We start from the raw sequence: 18,378 nt of genomic DNA, 5'->3' as shown, positions 1-18,378 counted from the left end.
CTGATTAATATAAAACTAAGATTGAACATGACGACCGAGCTGAGCTATGTCTTGGGTGAGGTGATCGACAAGTTCATCCAATGTAAAACTTCCCATATTTTCACCACTTCGTGCTCGAACATTCACCGTCTGGTTTTCCACTTCTTGATCACCAATAACCAAGATATAGGGAACACGCTGTAAAGTGTGTTCGCGAATTTTAAACCCAACCTTCTCATTTCTCAAGTCTGTTTCAACTCTAAACCCATGTTTTTTCAATTTTTTAGCAAAATCGGTCACTGTAGACGCATGATTTTCTGAAATTGGAGCAATCACAGCTTGAACTGGAGCCAACCAAGTAGGGAACTTCCCTTCATAATGTTCAACTAAAATCCCTACAAATCGCTCCAAAGAACCCAATATGGCACGATGAATCATAACAGGGTGATGTTTTTCATTGTCAGCACCGATATAAACCGCATTCAAACGTTCTGCTTGCGTCATTGAAAAATCTAACTGAATGGTCCCACACTGCCAAACCCGTCCGATACAATCTTTCAATTGAAACTCGATTTTAGGACCATAAAAAGCCCCTTCGCCTGGCTGCAAGGTATAAGGCAATTCTGCCGCTTTCAAGGTATCTTCCAAAGCTTGTTCAGCCAAATCCCATACTTGATCAGAACCCACTCGTTTATCTGGACGAGTCGAAAACTTTACAGCGATCTGGTTAAACCCAAAATCAGCATAAGTGGTATACACTAAGTCGATACAAGCTTGAACCTCAGCTTGTATTTGTTCTGGTGTACAAAAAATATGCGCATCATCCTGGGTAAAAGATCGCACACGCATTAAGCCATGCAAAGTTCCGGAAGACTCATTACGATGAACCAGACCAAATTCAGCCAAGCGCACAGGCAAGTCACGATAGCTGCTTAAATGACGATTATATACCTGTATATGCCCCGGACAATTCATCGGCTTAACGGCATAATCCCGACTTTCTGTTTCCGTGGTAAACATATTGTCTTTGAACTTATCCCAGTGACCTGACTTTTCCCAAAGACTCCGATCCATAATAAGAGGGGTACGAATCTCATCGTAATCATTTTCAACCAACTGTTGTCGCATATAGTCTTCTACGATGCGATAAAGCGTTGCCCCTTTTGGATGCCAAAAAGCCATACCCGGCGCAATCTCATCCACATGAAACAAATCTAACTGTTTACCTAACTTACGATGGTCGCGCTTTTCAGCCTCTTCCATCATAACCAAATACGCCTTTAACGCCTTTTTATCTGGGAAAGCGACGCCATAAAGCCGTTGCAACATCTTATTATCGGAATCACCTCGCCAATAAGCCCCCGCAACATGCGTCAACTTAAATGCTTTAACAAACCCCATATGTGGCAAATGCGGTCCGCGACACATATCAATGTATTCTTGATGATAATAAAGTCCAAATGCACTTTCATCAGGCATATCATTAATCAATTCGACCTTATAATCTTCAGCGCGAGATTGAAAAATCTCCAGCGCTTCAGCTCTGGGTGTCATTTTTTTAATAACATCGTAGCCCGTTTTTGCTAGCTCACCCATTCGCCGTTCGATTTCCACCAAGCTCTCAGGTGTAATCTTTTCATCTAGATCAATGTCGTAATAAAATCCATTTTCAATAACGGGACCAATCGCCATTTTTGCATCAGGATAAAGTTGCTTTAGCGCATGACCCAATAGATGAGCGCAAGAATGGCGCATAATATGCACTCCATCCTCATCTTTCAGGGTAATTATCGACAATTCTGAATCTTCAGAAATCATATCTGACGCATCTTTCAGCTCGCCATTAACACGTCCAGCAATAGTTGCTTTTGCTAGGCCCTGACCAATTTCCAAGGCGACCTGCAACACTGTAACAGGATTTTCAAATACTTTTTTTGAACCATCTGGCAACGTAATAATTGGCATAATATCTGGCAACTCTTTGTTTTTACGAATTTAATAAAGCTTATTGAACCCAACCAATGCGAATCTACAGGAATTCAACAAAGCGAAGAATTATAACATAGTCATTAAGGCGATAGAAAGCTAAATCAACCCCACAGACTGTGCTTCTTGATAACCCTTTTCAACGGCATTCAAAAAATCCTCTTCGCAAATTCCTTGTTTTTGCAGAACACGCAGTACTGAGTCTCGCAAAACACCCTCTACGCCTTCTACCACCCCATTAAATACACCCAAATAAATAGCCCCTGACTCCGCTAGAAACGTTAAATAGGCCGCGTTCTGATACTGCAGTTCAATACGGGCTGGAGAGTGATGACCCAAAACACCCCTAACCACTATCTCCGGCATATGCCAATGACTAATAATACGAGCACCGACACTAGAATGTGTCACACCAAAGACCTCACGCTCCGCTGAAAGGTAATATTTTAAATTTTGATGCGATTTCTCTACTACCAACGCAAACCCCTTTTCTGAATAAGTTGCCAAAATGTATACACCTATCTCATGAAACAACCCCATCAGAAAAGCATCATATTCCGCCACTTTAAAAGTTTTTGCTAGATTTTTAGCAATAAACCCAGAAACCAAAGAATGCTTTAAAAAAGCATCCGCATCGATTGCAACTCCACCCTGAAACACATCCAAGAAGCTGAGCGCCATAATCATAGCCCGAACATCTTTTACCCCTAGCAGCTTTACTGCATCAATTAGCCGAGTTACTTTTTGCCCACCTCGAGCATATCGCGCTGTATTAGCTGTCGTTATCACGCCCGCCATCATTCGAGGATCGGACTGCAAAAGCTTTGCCACCTCCTCAACATGAGTCCCCGCAGCCTGATTAACCAACCGATCAAATTCTGCCAACGTATTTGAAAAACTTGGTAACCGCTTCAAATCAACCAAAGCGTCAATCACCTCAGCGCTCGTTACCCTATAGTTCGCTACTGTTGTCACGCACCCTCCTTTAAAAATGCAGGCTATTTAATGTTTTATAAGACAAGCCGATACTGTACTCATAACTGAATACTTTGCTTTAGTCACCAAAGTTATTTTCTGAATGATTTTACTCTATTCTTCTAAAAGTTTTTCCGCTATAATCAATCCCCATTTTCACAGACTGACTAATTAACAAAGCATCATTAATTGCGCTTCCCAAACACAACTGAAGCCTAAAAATTAGCGACAAAGGAATGACTATGACACTTGAACAAGCTCGTTTTAATATGGTTGAACAACAAATCCGCCCCTGGGATGTGCTAGATGCTAAAGTGCTTGACCTATTCATGAATACGCCGCGCCATCAATTTGTTACAGAAGCCCAGCAACAACTGGCCTACACAGACACCTCTCTACCCATTGGCGAGGGGCAATTCATGTTGCCGCCGACCGTTGAAGCGAGAGTCTTGCAAGCGCTGGACATAGCCGAAAATGAAACCGTACTCGAGATTGGTACCGGATCTGGGCATAATACTGCCTTACTGGCAAAGTCTGCTCGTCACGTCACCACCGTAGAATATTTTTCATCAATACTCGAAACTGCAAAAAGTCGTTTAAGTACTTTCGACAACATTGAATTTCACCAAGGCGATGGCAGCCAAGATTGGCAAGACAACAAACAATATGACGTCATATATCTGACAGGAGCCGTGACTGACATTTCCTCTAACTACCTACAAAAATTGACCATTGGCGGTCGAATTGCCGCTTTTGTTGGCACGAGTCCAGCAATGACTGCTCAAATTATCACTCGAGTTGGTGAAAACGAATGGGAAACTGAAGCCTTATTTGAAACAGTCATTCCGTCATTAATTCACGCAGAGCCCAAAGCGACCTTTCAACTTTAACAAAGCGCACTGCAACTCAACCCCCTGTCTGGTTGCCTATAGACTAAATAGCAACTTGACAGGCGAAGCTACCGATTTTTATCTGAGCGAACTCTTAGGAACACAGGAAATCGTGGACGCCCTGAAGCCGTTAACCCATAATATTTAAACGTTACCCATACTCCTTTACGAGGTGGATTTTTTCGATCATCATCACTTAAACCACTCCCTAGCAAAACCCTCTGTGCTTGCCACTGACATATTAATGCACCAGCCAGACCTTGATACTTACCCTTACCTGGCGTCACACCGATTACTTGACACTCATCGTCTTGAAAAGGTTTTATTTTAATGCGGACGAATGACGCCCTGTCACATATGATTGATTTGGCTGCCTTAAAACCAACCCTTCTGCGCCTAAGCCCAACAGCCGCTCCATTTCGACACGAAAATGATGATCACTTTGTATTTTGACTTCCGGAATAATATGTAAATACGGCACGTCTCTTTTTTGTAAATAACCTTCCAAAATCGATAAACGCTGTAGCAACCCCCCGGCTTGGTTAGGTACCTCAAAAATATTGTACGTAATCTCTTGCCAACGCTGATCCGGTTGTTGTTGCCTGACAATCGAAACAATATTTTCAAAGTCATTGCGCTTAGTCCACAACTCCCCATCTAAAGCAAATTTTGGCAACCCTGCCAAAAACCACTCTGGCGCCAAAATCAATTGGCCACTGCGAAAACGCAACTGTTTTCCATCCCACAAGGCACGAACCCCATCCAGTTTCTCACTCATTAACCAACCGGTAACCGCTTGATCTTGGTACACCTTTAACAGCAACATTTCTGGCGCAGGTGGTTTTGCTAAAACAACCATGACTGATGATAATAAAAACAAAAAAAGGAGGCAACAAAGCCTCCTTAACAATAAAATCTTTAGCATTGAATAATTGCTACTTTAAAAGAATATCGGCTTTATTTTTTTCGACAGTCTTGTCACCAATCCCTTTTACCTGACTCAACGACTCAACTGACTTAAAGTGACCATGCGCTTCGCGATACGCGACTATAGCTTCGGCCTTAACTTTTCCTACACCTGTTAGAGCCGCCGCAATTTCATCGGCATTCGCCTGATTTACATTGACTGGCGCAGCCCACACCGCAAAAGCCATCATCCATCCAAACAGAATAACACTTAGTTTTTTCATAAAAAAACCCCTCTTGTTTGTATTAAGCAATAATTAAGTTAAACAACTTATTATCCGTACTCAAAGTTACTTTATTTTCAGTTATAAGTCAAAATTCACCATCTGTAGCTAAATTTTTTTTGCATTTCAAGATTGTTTTTAAAATTTCAAATTATGATGAAATAGATAACTTTTGAACCAAAACTAATATAAAATAACACGTTAATTTTTACATACATCCAGCGTAGACCCTAACTCAGACCCACCAAAATGGGCAAACTGTCTACGAACCGAATCACTGAAGTTTTAAGGATTTTTCCATGTTTCGAAAACTCATCGGCCTTTTTTCAAATGACCTTTCCATCGATCTAGGAACAGCCAACACTCTTATCTATGTAAGAGGAAAAGGAATGGTGCTGAACGAACCTTCTGTTGTTGCGATAATGAATAACCGTCAAGGCAGCAACTCTCGTTCAATCGTTGCCGTCGGTGAAGCCGCGAAGCTCATGCTCGGTAAAGAAAACCAAAGAATTCAAACCATTCGACCAATGAAAGATGGGGTGATTGCTGACTTTGAAGTGACTGAAAAGATGCTGCAATCCTTTATCCGGAAGGTGCACGAGGCTCGTTTTTTCCAGCCCAGTCCACGCGTACTGGTTTGTGTTCCGTGCGGTTCCACTCAAGTTGAAAGACGCGCCATTCGAGAATCTGCGGCAGGTGCAGGTGCACGCGAAGTCTTTCTAATTGAAGAGCCGATGGCTGCAGCGATCGGCGCTGGAATGCCAGTGAGTGAAGCAACCGGATCCATGGTCGTTGATATTGGTGGGGGAACAACGGAAGTCGCAACCTTATCATTAAACGGGATTGTTTGGTCTGATTCAGTCAAGGTTGGTGGTGACCGTTTCGACGATGCCATCATCAAATACGTCCGTCGAAACTATGGCATGGTCATTGGAGAAGCGACGGCTGAAAAAATTAAAAAAGAGATTGGTACCGCCTATCACGAAATGGAACCCCAAACCATGGAAGTGCATGGCGCCAATATTGCCGAATCCGTTCCACGCCGTTTCACACTCAACAGCAATGAAATTCTAGAAGCCCTTCAAGAACCCTTATCTGCTATTGTGAGTGCCGTCAGAACCGCATTGGAACATACGCCACCAGAGCTTGGAGCCGATATTGCTGAACATGGTATTGTGCTAACAGGCGGAGGGGCATTGCTCCGGAACTTAAACACCTTACTTTCTGAAGAAACTGGCGTGCCCGTTATTATCGCCGACGACCCATTAACCTGTGTTGCTCGTGGTGGCGGTCGTGCACTTGAACTGATGGACGAAAAAGGAATTGACCTCTTCTCATTTGATTAAAATGACCGTAATGGCACAAAATCTAAATGTATTCATAACCTTAAAAGCAGGGGGTCGCTATTAACTTCTCGACTCCCTCTCCCCAGAAAGAAGGCAGCTACTTCTTACTGTTCTTTATTCTCAGCATCGCATTAATGGTGTCAGATCATTATACCAATGCCCTGTCTAATTTCCGAAACCTACTAACCGCAACCATAGAGCCAGTTGAGAGAGTCGCAGCTCTGCCTTTAGATCTGTATAACTGGATTCAACAGGACTATACCCACTCAAACCAACTCAGTGCCGAAAATCATCGCCTAAAGACTGAAAACCTATTACTAAAAGCGCAACAACAACAAATGAAAAAGCTGCAGCTAGAGGTAGAACGGTTAAATAGACTACTGGGAACCGCTAGTCAATTTAAATCAACGGATGTTCAAATCGCATCCGTAATCGCCTATAGCCAGACCCCTTTTGCCCAGTATGTCATTTTAAACAAAGGTGCTCTGGACAACATTCAGCTTAACCAAACCGTGATAGATGCTAAAGGCTTGATTGGCCAAATTACATCCCTAACACCTTCCTCGTGCCGTGTTCAGCTCATCACGGACCCTGAAATACAAGTTCCCGTCCGAATACAGCGAACCGGTCAACGAGGCATTCTGAATGGTATTGGCCATGAGCAACTTTCGTTACTCTTTATTCCGTCTTCTAGCTCAATCAAAGTTGGCGATATTTTAGAAACCTCAGGCCTGGGTGAAATTTTTCCCGAAGGAAGGCCTGTGGCAACCATTTCAAATGTCAAATCTTTAAGCGGGGAACCTTATTATAAAATTAGTGCCGAACCCATTGCGGACCTAACTCGCTCACAAAAGGTTCTCATCCTCTCCCCTAGACAGGAAGCAGAACATGACTGAAAAGGTATTTTCACTTCAAATCAATGATATTAAGTGGCTATTTTTTTTGAGCTATTTGACGGCCATTGTCATCGACAATATGATGGTACTCAGCTTTGATATTCAATTTATGCCTTCACTAACGCTGCTGACACTTTTTTTTTGGACGACTCAAATCCTTTATAAAAGCCATTTATTTTCGGCCTTCATTCTCGGGTTAGCTTTTGATACCGCCTTAAACACTCCTTTAGGATCCCATAGCCTGATTTTTTTAACAACGACATTTCTCATGTTGCGTTCTCGACTGCGCTTTAAAAGCTACCCGCTTTGGCAACAGTCAATTATCATTGGGGGCTACATACTAGTCTTCCAAATCATGAGTTGGTTTATTTTTGCGCCTAAACTGTTTGGCAATGCGCCCTACTATTATTGGCTTGAACCCGTTATTGCAACCTTAATTTGGCCACTGCTCACCCTCATACTGAACCGTTTAACGCATAAAACTGTTTTCAACTAATTCATGAAGAACAAACACCGATACCAAACAGAAGGTGAAATATACTTTCAAAAACAATTATTTAGAAGCCGAATATATTTTGCTTTAGCCTTCTGTATTTTATTATTATTAATCCTTCTGGGCCGAATGACCTACTTACAATGGATTGGGTACAATCATTACCAATCTATGGCTGAAGGGAATCGCATTTCAGTCGAACCTCTACCTCCGGTTAGAGGCCGCATTTATGACCGGAATCATGCGCTGTTAGCTGACAACCAGCCTATATTTACCCTTAAGTTTTCTAAAGACAAAATGGAAAACTTAAATAAAAGCTTTATCGACTTACAAACACTGCTCCCCAACCTGAGCGAAGAAAGGTTATCAAAATTCTATGACCGCTTAAATGCCTCCAGTCGCTATCGCCAACTCTATTTGCCTTACACGCTATCTGAGCAAGAAGCCGCTCGCTTTGCTGCCCATAGCTATCAATTCCCCGGAATGACACTGGTTGCCAAGCTGAAGCGAACCTATCCTTTTAAAGACAGTGCAGCACATGTCTTAGGCTATGTTGGCAAAATCAACCAAAGCGAATACGAGCAATTGGAAGAATCAAGCTATGCAGGAACGGATGTCATTGGTAAGCTCGGAATTGAAAAATACTATGAACCCTTGCTACATGGACAGCCAGGAATCCAACAGATTGAAACCAATGCCCGTGGCAGAGTTATTCGTAAACTGGAAACCATTCCAGCCACACCGGGCAAAGATATTCAATTAACATTGGATATTCGCTTACAACGCTATATCGAAACCTTACTGGATGGAAAAAAGGCCGCAGTGGTGGTTACTGAACCTGAAACCGGAGAAATTTTGGCGTTTGTGAGTTCACCGGCCTATGATCCCAATTTATTTGTCGATGGTATTAGTCAAAAAAATTACCAAGCATTACTCAACAACCCTAAACGCCCGCTCATTAATCGGGTTATCAATGGCCAATACCCACCCGGATCAACCGTCAAACCATTTATCGCCCTTGCAGCAATAGAAAACGACATTATTTCGCCCAATACTGAAATCCATGATCCCGGTTTTTTAGAATATCAGGATCACCGTTATCGCGACTGGAAAAGGCGTGGTCACGGCCTGGTCGACATGCGCAAAGCCATTGTTGAATCCTGCGATACCTACTTCTATAAATTGAGTTTAGATATGGGGATCGATCTGATCCACAGTTCGCTTACCCCCTTCGGTTTTGGACATATAACGAAAGTGGATTTACAAAATGAATCCACAGGCATTCTACCCTCTCGCAGCTGGAAAAGAAACGTCAAGAACGATGATTGGTACAATGGTGAAACGATTATCACCAGCATTGGTCAAGGCTTCTTTTTAGCAACCCCATTACAATTGGCAAAAGCCACCTCTATCTTGGCAAACCGAGGGGAAATTATCCAGCCAAGACTCCTCAAAAGTGCGCCCACCTTCGTCATCAAAAAAATCGCAATTGAGAAAACCCAGAACTGGGAGAGAGTCATTCAAGCCATGGAAGACACGGTTCACTCGATTCATGGAACCGCGCATGCTTATGCAAGAGGATTACCCTTTAAGATGGCAGGCAAAACGGGAACGGCACAAGTTTTCAGTTTGAATGAAGGCGAATACAATGAAGATGAAATCACCAAAAACCTAAGAGATCACTCGTTATTTATTGGTTTTGCACCAGTCGACAAGCCTAAAATCGCCATCAGTGTCATTATTGAAAACTCAACGACCAAAGCGGCACCCGTTGCGATTAAGATTGCTAAATACTATTTAGAAGAACTCTCCAATGAAGATTGATTTGCCACAACGAGAAAATGTTTATCGCCAAAAGAAAGGGATCTGGTTCTCAATGCACCTGGATAGCTGGCTTTTATTGGGCATTTTCTTGCTCATTATCACCGGATCTTTAATTGTCTATAGTGCCTCTGGTAGTGATTTAAATGTTTTGATCCGCCACTTAACCCGTGTTGGATTTGCTTTTGCCCTAATGCTATTTTTTGCTCAAATCCCCCCTAATATCATGCGTGTTTACACCCCTTGGATTTTTCTAATAGGAACCCTGATGTTAATCAGCGTCATTCTATTTGGAGAAATGGGCAAAGGAGCACAACGGTGGCTGGATTTAGGTATCGTTCGATTCCAACCGTCTGAAATTATGAAACTCGCGCTCCCAATGATGGTGGCATGGTTATTTGCCCATGACACCTTCCCGCCGCCTCGTAAAAAAATGCTGATTGGTATCGGTCTTGTCGGTTTAACGGCCGGCCTCATTATTATCCAACCCGACCTGGGCACCTCGATTTTGATTGCCATGAGTGGATTGTTTGTACTATTTTTTGCAGGCCTATCTTGGCGATGGATTGCCTCTGCAATTGCAATCGTCGCGGCCAGTTTACCCATTGTTTGGAACTTCTATATGTATGACTATCAAAAACAACGGGTTCTAACCTTCCTCAATCCAGAGTCAGACCCTTTGGGGACGGGTTACCATATCATACAATCCAAAATTGCCATCGGTTCAGGCGGACTGGAAGGAAAAGGGTTAATGGGCAGTACTCAAGCGCATTTAGAATTTTTACCGGAAAGCACCACCGACTTTATTTTTGCCGTATTTGCTGAAGAGCTTGGGCTCATCGGCGTTGCCGCATTATTGACGCTTTACCTATTAATCATTGCTCGCGGGCTCTACATTGCCTCACAAGCTCAAGATAATTTTGCTAGGCTGACTGCCGCCAGCCTAGTCATGACTTTATTTGTTTATGTCTTTGTTAACATTGGCATGGTAAGCGGCATTCTACCCGTTGTCGGCTTACCCTTACCTCTGATTAGTTACGGTGGCAGCTCAATGGTCACATTAATGATTAGTTTTGGCATTTTAATGTCGATTCAGACCCATAAAAAATTGCTGACTTCTTAAAACCATCACAAACGATAATTTGTTGATTCCAATCCAGGAAAAGCGGCCTGATCGCTTTAGCTTTAGACTCAAATATGTTAAATTATAAAAACTATTAATAGCTAAAAAGATTCTATCAACATGACCAAGATTTTTGCCTTATTTTTAACGCTTCTTGCTTCAACCATCAGCTTTGCTAACAGCCCTGTTCCCTCACCATCAGATGCTCTCCCCCACGTAATTCCATCTGCACCGAACATTCAAGCAAAAGCCTATGTTTTGATCGATTATGATAGTGGTAAAACCATTGCTAGCCTCAACCCACAAAATAGAATTGAGCCAGCAAGCTTAACCAAAATCATGACAGGCTATGTCGTCATTAGTGAACTTAAAAATGGCACCATTCAACTGAATGATGAAGTCACCATTTCAACCAAAGCTTGGCAAATGCCGGGTTCAAGAATGTTTATTGAAGTCGGTAAAAAGGTAACCGTCCAAGACTTGATAAAAGGCATGGTGATCCAATCAGGAAATGATGCCAGTGTGGCTTTGGCAGAACATGTTGCTGGCAGTGAAGAGGTCTTTGCCGAACTCATGAATCGTTATGCCCAATCGCTTGGCATGAATGACACGCATTTTGTCAATGCAACTGGCCTACCACACCCAGACCATTACACAACCGCTGCTGATCTTGCCATCCTAACTCAAGCACTGATCAATAACTATCCAGAAGAGTACCAATGGTATTCCAAAAAGAAATTTACCTATAATGGCATCACCCAATACAACCGTAATAAACTACTATGGCAAGATCCAAGTGTTGACGGTTTGAAAACAGGCCATACAGAATCGGCCGGATTTTGCCTAGTCACCTCTGCAAAAAGAGAAGAAATGCGCCTAATATCAGTGCTACTTGGCGCGGAAGATGCCAAGCAGCGTGTGCAGGAAAGTCAAAAGCTTTTAAACTATGGCTTCCGCTTTTTTGAAACTCACAAGTTGTATGATCAGGGACAACGCCTAAATGAAACTCGTATCTGGGAAGGCAAACAAGACATGCTTGGTCTTGGCCTAACGGATACGCTCTACATTACCATTCCACGCGGTCAATATAAAAACCTCGTCATTGAATCTTCGATTGATCCTCAAATCACCGCTCCGGTACAAAAAGGTCAACAGCTAGGTAAGTTGTTTATCTCTTTCAACAATGAAACTTTGGTTGAAAAACCCTTAGTGGCTTTAACGGATGTTGAACAAGGCTCTTTCTTTAAAAAGTTATTTGACCAAATCAAACAACTATTGAACAGTTTATTTGGCTTTTTAGGACTCTAACGAATGACCAAAGCATCCTCTCAAATTGCGTACTTAAATGGCGATTTTTTACCGATTGAAAAGGCAAAAATTTCAACGCAAGATAGGGGGTTCTTATTCGGAGACGGTGTTTACGAAGTCATTCCCGTCTACGGTAAACACATCTTTACCCTAGAGGCCCATTTAAATAGACTAAAGCGCAGCTTACAAGAAACAGCGATATTAAATCCTTTGACCGACGAAGAATGGTATAAGCTGCTCAATAAAATTGTCCATCTTCATTCTTGGCAGAATCAATACTTATATATACAAGTCACCCGTGGCATACAACTTCAGCGTGACCACCTCCCCAACACGGACTTGTCGCCCACGCTTTATATCTACACCAATCCACTCAAGCCTCTTGATGAAGCTATTCTAGAAAATGGCATTCATGTCATTACCTTAGAGGATATCCGCTGGTTAAGATGTGATATTAAAGCAATCACGCTATTACCCAATATTATGCTAAAGATGGCGGCTCAGCAGCAGGGTGCGCAAGATGCAGTCCTCATCAAACCGGATGGGCAAGTGGCTGAAGGGACCTCAAACAATGTCTTTGTCGTCAAGGACAAGACATTATTCACCCCTCCGAATGGGCCACAGATCCTGCCTGGAATTACCCGTAGTGTCATATTAAAAATGGCAAAAGACCACCAAATAAACCTCATTGAAGCGCCTTTATTTCAAAAGGACTTGGAAACAGCTGACGAAATTTGGTTAACCAGTTCTACAAAGAATGCAGTTCCTGTGACCCAACTGAATAACCAAGCAATAGGAAACGGCAGGCCTGGTGACATTTGGCAGCTTTTTCAGGGCTATTTTGATAACGAAATACAGAACTTTATTGAACAAGCAGAAAATAAGAGATTAACATGACCGTTGATTTACATTCCGAAGAAACTTTAATGGAATTCCCTTGTGACTTCCAGCTCAAAGCCATGGGACACAATACCGAATCCTTTATCAATACGGTTTTTGAAATCACTCAGAAACATGCACCTGATGCCAGCCGTGACAAAATGCATATCAAAGACTCTAAAGGCAAAAAATTTATTTCGGTCAATATTCATTTCGAGGCGACCAGCTTAAAACAGCTTCACACAATTTATGGTGAGCTCAAAGCCCATCCAGAAGTGTTAATGACACTCTAAACGCATGACCATCCTCATCCGCTCTCTCGGGCTTCAACCCTATGAAAAAACCTGGCAAGCCATGCAAGCGTTCACCAACCAGCGCAATGATGATACACCAGATGAAATCTGGTTCTGCCAGCACCCACCGACGTTCACTCAGGGCTTAAACGGTGATCCAAAACACCTCCACGCCACTATCGAAACACATACCATCCCATTGGTTCAAACGGATCGTGGCGGCCAAGTCACCTACCACGGGCCGGGACAACTCATTTGTTATCTGTTGCTCGATTTAAAACGTTTAAACATGGGCGTCAGAGCACTCGTGACCTTAATTGAGCAAACGCTCATCTCACTATTGGCGGAATTAGATATCCATGCCAGTACTAGAGCCAATGCTCCTGGTGTTTACGTTGAAGGTCAAAAAATTGCATCATTGGGCTTGAAGGTTCGCAAACATCGAACCTATCATGGTTTATCGTTAAATGTTGATATGGAGTTGACCCCCTTTCAGTGGATTACGCCTTGTGGACTCTCAAATATCAAAATGACCCAGGTCTACGACTGGAACGCACAACCCAGTCTTGACCAACTCCAGTCTCGCTTATCCGAATTACTGCTAGATCAACTTCAATCAAACCCATTGACTGCTCAGGTATAATATCCGGTCATATTCAAAACGGAAGGCCATTTGTCATGAGCGCACCACAATACCAAGAAATCGCGGTTGATCAATTAACCCAAAGCCTTAAATCGCGCAACGCCACCATGTCTAAAGGCGAATACAAGACCAAATCGTTGAAAAACAAGCCAGATCCAACGCAACCGAAACTCAAAAAACCGGCATGGATCAAAGCCAAACTTCCCAAAGCAAAACACATAGGTCGCGTCAAAGAATTGAAAGCTATCCTGCGCCAACAAGGATTGAATTCGGTTTGTGAAGAAGCTTCTTGTCCAAATTTAGGGGAATGTTTTGGGCACGGCACCGCCACTTTTATGATTATGGGACACATCTGTACTCGCAAATGTCCCTTCTGCGATGTGACCCACGGTAGACCCAACCCACTTAACCCAGAAGAACCCGAGCAATTAGCTCAAACCATCGCTGCGATGAAGCTGAACTATGTTGTCATCACTTCGGTCGACAGAGATGATCTACGAGATGGAGGGGCTCGCCATTTTAGCAACTGTATTCAAGCCATCCGTCATCAAACCCCCGATGTTAAAATTGAAACGTTGGTACCCGATTTTAGAGGACGTCTGACTGTTGCGCTCGACACCCTAGCGCAAACACCACCCGATGTCATGAATCACAATTTAGAAACCGCACCCAGACTCTATGACGAAGCCCGACCAGGTGCCGACTATCAAGCATCCCTCACACTCCTTAAAAATTTCAAACAGCTTCACCCTCAAACCTTAACTAAATCCGGTTTAATGGTCGGCTTAGGTGAACGCTACGAAGAAATTATCGAAGTGATGCAAGACTTACGAGCACATGATGTTGATATGCTCACCATTGGACAATATCTACAACCATCAGACTACCATCTACCGGTTCAACATTATTGGACACCTGACGCTTTTAAACAACTTGAACAAGCGGGGTTGGAAATGGGCTTTCAACATGTTGCATCCGGCCCGATGGTACGATCCTCTTATCATGCAGACCTGCAAGCACATGGACAGTTTTCGGAGACAAAACCCGCATGAACGATCATATACAACGATTTTTATTTAAAGAACTTAATATTCGCGGTCAACACCTCAATATCCACCAGGCCTGGCAGGAAATGATTAAAGATCGCCATTATCCTGACAACCTCACACAAGTGCTTGGCGAGCTGACAGCTGTTGCGATTATGCTAGCAAACGGCATGAAACATAGTGGAAAGGTTTCCATCCAAGTTCAAGGGTCAGGCCCTGTCAACTTACTCGTGGTACAAGTCAGTCATACCTTTGAGATGCGTGGAGTAGCCAAAACCAATCAAACACTGACCAATGAAACGGGATTAGATGCCCTTTTAGGGGATGGTCAAATTCTGGTCACGCTCGAAAACACTCAAACGGGTCATTTTTTTCAGTCCTATGTACCTAGAGAAGCCGATAGCATCTCTGACTGTTTTGAGGCATTTTTGAGCCAGTCTGAGCAGCTTCCATCCAAACTTTGGCTCGCTGCAAATAATCAAGCCATTGGCGGTGTATTGATTCAAAAAATGCCCACCACCGATGAGCAAGATGAGGATGGCTGGGAACGCATTACGCATCTAAGCCATACCGTGACCGAAGCGGAATTACTTGAGTGTGATGCCACAACCTTACTTCATCGACTCTTTCATGAAGAGACGATTGAACTCTATCCACCAGAAACCGTCCACTATGATTGCCCACAAGACCAACAAGCGGTTGAAACCATGTTGAAATCACTCGGAGAAACGGAAGTACGAAAAATTCTGGAAGAGCAAGGCCAAGTTGTCATTCACAATGAAATGTGTAATCTTCACTTTAAATTTGATGAATCAGACATTAACCGAATTTTTTCAGGCATTGAAAACGACTCAACTTTGCACTAGAAACAACATGGGATCAGGGCTTTAAAAATCCTCCCACTCGTCATGTTGACCCTTTGGTTGAGATGGTTCTGAAATTTCATGCTGATGGGTAGGTAATGAAGCAGTAGACTTGGCTTCCGCTTGCCCATCATGAAACAAATGACGTTTTAATTCATCAATTAATTCTATAATTTGTCTTGAATAGTGACCTACCTTATCCTTTTGTTGACTTGCCAACTGCATATCACCCAACGCTTTTGCATCAATAACCCTTCCAACCGTTTGATGCATTTCAGCATGGACAGTAATTAATTTTTGCATTTCAGCTAGGTGCTCATACTTTTTTCCTTCACTATAAATCCACTTACCGAGTAGGCAAGCATCATCACGCCGAACACTATTTTCATCAAACTCAACCTTCTCTCCAACCAAAAATCGTTCTAAATCAACCGTCCAGGCTCGATGTCGATTTTTGGCTTCCTCTAATTCAAAACTGGCCTTTTGAGAGCCCTTAGAATTTCCAAGTTCAGTTGTGATCGCGGAAATTTTAAATTTTCCGACAAAATCCGCTTGTGTTTTGGCTTCTTCACTCATATTCCCTGATGTCGCTGCCAATTGCTCTACCAAAGCTGCATTCTGCTGGGTCATATCATCTAGTGCTGAAACTGCAACATTAACCTGCTCCAGGTCCCTGAGTTTGCTCATATGCACCTTTCGATAATTGATCAATCAAAGTACTCACTTCCTTGATTTTAACAACCACATCCTCAAAGGCATTATTGGTTTTTTCTACCAACTCTGTACCCTGTGTAATTTTTTGCGTTGTCGTTGAAATCAGGTTCGAAATCTCTTTCGATGATTCTGCTGATTTTTGTGCCAAATTACGAACTTCACCTGCAACCACAGCAAACCCTCTACCATGTTCTCCTGCCCTAGCGGCTTCGACAGCAGCATTGAGTGCCAACAAATTAGTTTGGAAAGCGATACCGTCAATTACTGAAGTAATTTCTGCAATCTGCTTACTCAGTTCACTAATATCATGAATCGCGTTAGAGGTTTCCGTCATTTCTTCAATTGCCAGTTCAGCCTCTTTCGTTGCTTCCGATGAAATTTGATTCACACGATGCATATGATCTTCGGAATTTTTTACGGTGCTGGTAATTTGTTCCATTGACGAAGCAGTTTGTTCAAGTGAAGCCGCCTGAGACTGGGTTCGCTCGGATAAATCATCACTGGCATTCGATACTTCCTTCGCCATATGTCCAATTTCACTGGAACCAGCCTTGATTTGTCCGAAGGTGGCTTCGATATTGGTTAGGGCGATATTGGTGGCTTCCTTCATCGCCAAAACTTCCCCCTGATAATCACCATGCATTCGGTTGGTTAAATCACCTTTACTCATTTGATGCAAAACATCACTGATATCACGAATCAATTCTGCAAAAGCACTTAACAGAGTATTAATAGAACCAGAAAGCGACTTATTAAACCCTTGTAAATCACGGGTATCAATGCGCTCCACCAACAACCCTTTGGCAGCATTTGAAATAATGCTTTCAATATTGGATTCGATAGCCAATTGTTCAGTGACATTTTTCCACTCTGCAACCGTACCAATCCGTTGATGATCTTCGCTAAATATTGGGTCTAAAATCAAATCAATCGTAACACTGCCATACTCAACCCGGGTTTCAAATGTCTGTTGGAGGTTATCAAGTAGTTGGTTCCAATGCTGAGTGTCCTGATGAAACATTTCAAAGGATTCTTGAATCAATGTTTCTGTATTCAATTTGGGCAATGCCGCATTTAATTCTGGCCTGATCTTAGCCAACAGTTGCCTAAACGCTGAATTCACAAAGATAATCTTATGAAAACGATCAACAACCATAATATTAGATGATGCAGCATTCAGAGCTTGCTGAATTTGCATGGAACGATTCAAAGAAGCCTTAACGTCATCGAAATCTGCACCTAAGCGAATTTGCATGGACTTTAAACGCCCTAAAGTTCGGTGGCTTAATGCTTGACCAGATGAATCAATAGGTTGGTGAAAATCCCCTTCTGAAATGGCCGTTAAATGTTGATAAATCTGACTCAGTTTTCGATTCATCGATAAGGAGGATGCGATAATCAGAACGATAAAGATGGCATCCAAAATTCCAAAGAGGATTGCCGGCACACTATTAATATACAAGGGTGCATTCATAGACAACAGCAATAACAAACTTAATACAATTATGAGGTGGCTGGATTCAAAGCGTGAAAACAGATTCAACTTAGCCGCAGTACTCTCAACATAGCCTTCAGAAAGCGAAAGTTTTCCAGCTGAAATGGCCTTATACGCCTTTTCAGCTGCCGTAATTTCTTGTCGTGTAGCCGGCACTCTGACCGACATATACCCCATTATTTCACCCTTTTCAAAAATGGGTGTTGCGCTGGCTTTTACCCAATAATGATCGCCGTTCTTTCTTTTATTTTTAACAATTTGAGACCAAGGTTTACCGGCCTGTAACGTTTGCCAAAAGTCTTTGAAAACGGCGGCTGGAACATCTGGATGTCGTAGAATATTGTGAGGCTGACCAACCAAATCTTTCCATTCATAGCCACTTGCTTCAATAAAATCCTCATTCGCTTGTACGATATTGCCATGCAAATCAGTTCTTGA

Annotated in this window: 19 protein-coding genes; 12 read left to right on the top strand and 7 right to left on the bottom strand. The window is 42.7% G+C overall.

Annotated features, from left to right (window positions below):
- Positions 1 to 15: 15 nt before the first annotated feature.
- Both thrS and CYQ88_RS00085 read right to left on the bottom strand, forming a co-directional pair.
- Positions 16 to 1,944: a threonine--tRNA ligase gene (thrS, locus tag CYQ88_RS00090; RefSeq protein WP_101839171.1), complete on the bottom strand. Its 1,929-nt coding sequence runs from the start codon at positions 1,942 to 1,944 to the stop codon at positions 16 to 18.
- 120 nt (positions 1,945 to 2,064) lie between these two features.
- Positions 2,065 to 2,940, bottom strand: a complete 876-nt coding sequence (locus tag CYQ88_RS00085) for an HDOD domain-containing protein (RefSeq protein ID WP_158235982.1) — start codon at positions 2,938 to 2,940, stop codon at positions 2,065 to 2,067.
- A gap of 242 nt (positions 2,941 to 3,182) precedes the next feature.
- Here CYQ88_RS00085 and CYQ88_RS00080 point away from each other — a divergent pair, with 242 nt between their 5' ends.
- Positions 3,183 to 3,830, top strand: a complete 648-nt coding sequence (locus CYQ88_RS00080; RefSeq protein ID WP_101839168.1) for a protein-L-isoaspartate O-methyltransferase — start codon at positions 3,183 to 3,185, stop codon at positions 3,828 to 3,830.
- 68 nt (positions 3,831 to 3,898) lie between these two features.
- On the opposite strand, the gene CYQ88_RS11590 is transcribed toward CYQ88_RS00080, so the two are convergent.
- The 3 genes from CYQ88_RS11590 to CYQ88_RS00070 all read right to left on the bottom strand — a co-directional run bounded on the left by CYQ88_RS11590 (position 3,899) and on the right by CYQ88_RS00070 (position 5,020).
- The gene (locus CYQ88_RS11590) at positions 3,899 to 4,117 is read right to left on the bottom strand and encodes a hypothetical protein (RefSeq protein WP_233188766.1); all 219 of its coding nucleotides are present in this window, start codon (positions 4,115 to 4,117) and stop codon (positions 3,899 to 3,901) included.
- Positions 4,118 to 4,152: 35 nt separating this feature from the next.
- A complete protein-coding gene (locus CYQ88_RS00075; RefSeq protein ID WP_233188765.1) occupies positions 4,153 to 4,689 on the bottom strand; it encodes a DNA ligase in 537 nt (178 codons plus the stop codon).
- A 76-nt stretch (positions 4,690 to 4,765) separates the two neighbouring features.
- Positions 4,766 to 5,020, bottom strand: coding sequence for a helix-hairpin-helix domain-containing protein (locus CYQ88_RS00070; protein WP_101839166.1), 255 nt, complete (start codon positions 5,018 to 5,020; stop codon positions 4,766 to 4,768).
- 299 nt (positions 5,021 to 5,319) lie between these two features.
- Here CYQ88_RS00070 and CYQ88_RS00065 point away from each other — a divergent pair, with 299 nt between their 5' ends.
- From CYQ88_RS00065 to CYQ88_RS00015, 11 genes are all read left to right on the top strand, one after another.
- Positions 5,320 to 6,366, top strand: coding sequence for a rod shape-determining protein (locus CYQ88_RS00065; protein WP_101839164.1), 1,047 nt, complete (start codon positions 5,320 to 5,322; stop codon positions 6,364 to 6,366).
- 59 nt (positions 6,367 to 6,425) lie between these two features.
- A complete protein-coding gene (gene mreC, locus CYQ88_RS00060) occupies positions 6,426 to 7,262 on the top strand; it encodes a rod shape-determining protein MreC (protein ID WP_255408722.1) in 837 nt (278 codons plus the stop codon).
- Entirely contained in the window at positions 7,255 to 7,758 is a 504-nt protein-coding gene (gene mreD, locus CYQ88_RS00055) for a rod shape-determining protein MreD (RefSeq protein WP_101839162.1), read from the top strand. Before mreC ends, mreD begins: the two co-directional genes overlap by 8 nt.
- Before the next feature lie 3 nt (positions 7,759 to 7,761).
- Positions 7,762 to 9,579 (top strand): penicillin-binding protein 2, encoded by a 1,818-nt coding sequence (gene mrdA / locus CYQ88_RS00050; RefSeq protein WP_101839160.1) that lies wholly within the window; start codon positions 7,762 to 7,764, stop codon positions 9,577 to 9,579.
- Complete coding sequence (gene rodA, locus CYQ88_RS00045; protein WP_101839158.1) at positions 9,569 to 10,699, top strand: rod shape-determining protein RodA; 1,131 nt, start codon at positions 9,569 to 9,571, stop codon at positions 10,697 to 10,699. The genes mrdA and rodA overlap by 11 nt, the downstream gene beginning before the upstream one ends.
- Before the next feature lie 120 nt (positions 10,700 to 10,819).
- A complete protein-coding gene (locus CYQ88_RS00040; RefSeq protein WP_101839156.1) occupies positions 10,820 to 12,007 on the top strand; it encodes a D-alanyl-D-alanine carboxypeptidase family protein in 1,188 nt (395 codons plus the stop codon).
- A 3-nt stretch (positions 12,008 to 12,010) separates the two neighbouring features.
- Positions 12,011 to 12,904: an aminotransferase class IV gene (locus tag CYQ88_RS00035; protein WP_101839154.1), complete on the top strand. Its 894-nt coding sequence runs from the start codon at positions 12,011 to 12,013 to the stop codon at positions 12,902 to 12,904.
- Positions 12,901 to 13,179: a YbeD family protein gene (locus CYQ88_RS00030; RefSeq protein WP_101839153.1), complete on the top strand. Its 279-nt coding sequence runs from the start codon at positions 12,901 to 12,903 to the stop codon at positions 13,177 to 13,179. Before CYQ88_RS00035 ends, CYQ88_RS00030 begins: the two co-directional genes overlap by 4 nt.
- 4 nt (positions 13,180 to 13,183) lie before the next feature.
- Positions 13,184 to 13,822, top strand: coding sequence for a lipoyl(octanoyl) transferase LipB (gene lipB, locus CYQ88_RS00025; RefSeq protein ID WP_101839151.1), 639 nt, complete (start codon positions 13,184 to 13,186; stop codon positions 13,820 to 13,822).
- A gap of 35 nt (positions 13,823 to 13,857) precedes the next feature.
- Positions 13,858 to 14,874 (top strand): lipoyl synthase, encoded by a 1,017-nt coding sequence (gene lipA / locus CYQ88_RS00020; protein ID WP_101839149.1) that lies wholly within the window; start codon positions 13,858 to 13,860, stop codon positions 14,872 to 14,874.
- On the top strand, positions 14,871 to 15,734 hold the full coding sequence (locus CYQ88_RS00015) for an Hsp33 family molecular chaperone HslO (RefSeq protein ID WP_101839148.1): 864 nt from the start codon (positions 14,871 to 14,873) through the stop codon (positions 15,732 to 15,734). Before lipA ends, CYQ88_RS00015 begins: the two co-directional genes overlap by 4 nt.
- A 21-nt stretch (positions 15,735 to 15,755) precedes the next feature.
- On the opposite strand, the gene CYQ88_RS00010 is transcribed toward CYQ88_RS00015, so the two are convergent.
- Positions 15,756 to 16,418 carry a CZB domain-containing protein gene (locus tag CYQ88_RS00010; protein WP_101839147.1) on the bottom strand — a complete coding sequence of 221 codons (663 nt, stop codon included), beginning with the start codon at positions 16,416 to 16,418 and terminating at the stop codon, positions 15,756 to 15,758.
- Positions 16,387 to 18,378, bottom strand: a 1,992-nt coding sequence (locus tag CYQ88_RS00005) for a methyl-accepting chemotaxis protein (protein ID WP_101839145.1), incomplete at its 5' end; no start/stop codon positions are given. The genes CYQ88_RS00010 and CYQ88_RS00005, both read right to left, overlap by 32 nt.

This window comes from Hydrogenovibrio sp. SC-1 (assembly GCF_002848135.1).
Classification (GTDB): Bacteria; Pseudomonadota; Gammaproteobacteria; order Thiomicrospirales; family Thiomicrospiraceae; genus Hydrogenovibrio.
Note: the sequence above shows the minus strand (reverse complement) of the source record. Positions and strands in the feature narration are given on the sequence as shown.

Coding starts and splice junctions, on each gene's coding strand:
- thrS (WP_101839171.1), bottom strand. CDS start 1,944: ATGCCAATTATTACGTTGCCAGATGGTTCAAAAAAAGTATTTGAAAAT.
- CYQ88_RS00080 (WP_101839168.1), top strand. CDS start 3,183: ATGACACTTGAACAAGCTCGTTTTAATATGGTTGAACAACAAATCCGC.
- CYQ88_RS00075 (WP_233188765.1), bottom strand. CDS start 4,689: ATGGTTGTTTTAGCAAAACCACCTGCGCCAGAAATGTTGCTGTTAAAG.
- CYQ88_RS00070 (WP_101839166.1), bottom strand. CDS start 5,020: ATGAAAAAACTAAGTGTTATTCTGTTTGGATGGATGATGGCTTTTGCG.
- CYQ88_RS00065 (WP_101839164.1), top strand. CDS start 5,320: ATGTTTCGAAAACTCATCGGCCTTTTTTCAAATGACCTTTCCATCGAT.
- mreD (WP_101839162.1), top strand. CDS start 7,255: ATGACTGAAAAGGTATTTTCACTTCAAATCAATGATATTAAGTGGCTA.
- mrdA (WP_101839160.1), top strand. CDS start 7,762: ATGAAGAACAAACACCGATACCAAACAGAAGGTGAAATATACTTTCAA.
- rodA (WP_101839158.1), top strand. CDS start 9,569: ATGAAGATTGATTTGCCACAACGAGAAAATGTTTATCGCCAAAAGAAA.
- CYQ88_RS00040 (WP_101839156.1), top strand. CDS start 10,820: ATGACCAAGATTTTTGCCTTATTTTTAACGCTTCTTGCTTCAACCATC.
- CYQ88_RS00035 (WP_101839154.1), top strand. CDS start 12,011: ATGACCAAAGCATCCTCTCAAATTGCGTACTTAAATGGCGATTTTTTA.
- CYQ88_RS00030 (WP_101839153.1), top strand. CDS start 12,901: ATGACCGTTGATTTACATTCCGAAGAAACTTTAATGGAATTCCCTTGT.
- lipB (WP_101839151.1), top strand. CDS start 13,184: ATGACCATCCTCATCCGCTCTCTCGGGCTTCAACCCTATGAAAAAACC.
- lipA (WP_101839149.1), top strand. CDS start 13,858: ATGAGCGCACCACAATACCAAGAAATCGCGGTTGATCAATTAACCCAA.
- CYQ88_RS00015 (WP_101839148.1), top strand. CDS start 14,871: ATGAACGATCATATACAACGATTTTTATTTAAAGAACTTAATATTCGC.
- CYQ88_RS00010 (WP_101839147.1), bottom strand. CDS start 16,418: ATGAGCAAACTCAGGGACCTGGAGCAGGTTAATGTTGCAGTTTCAGCA.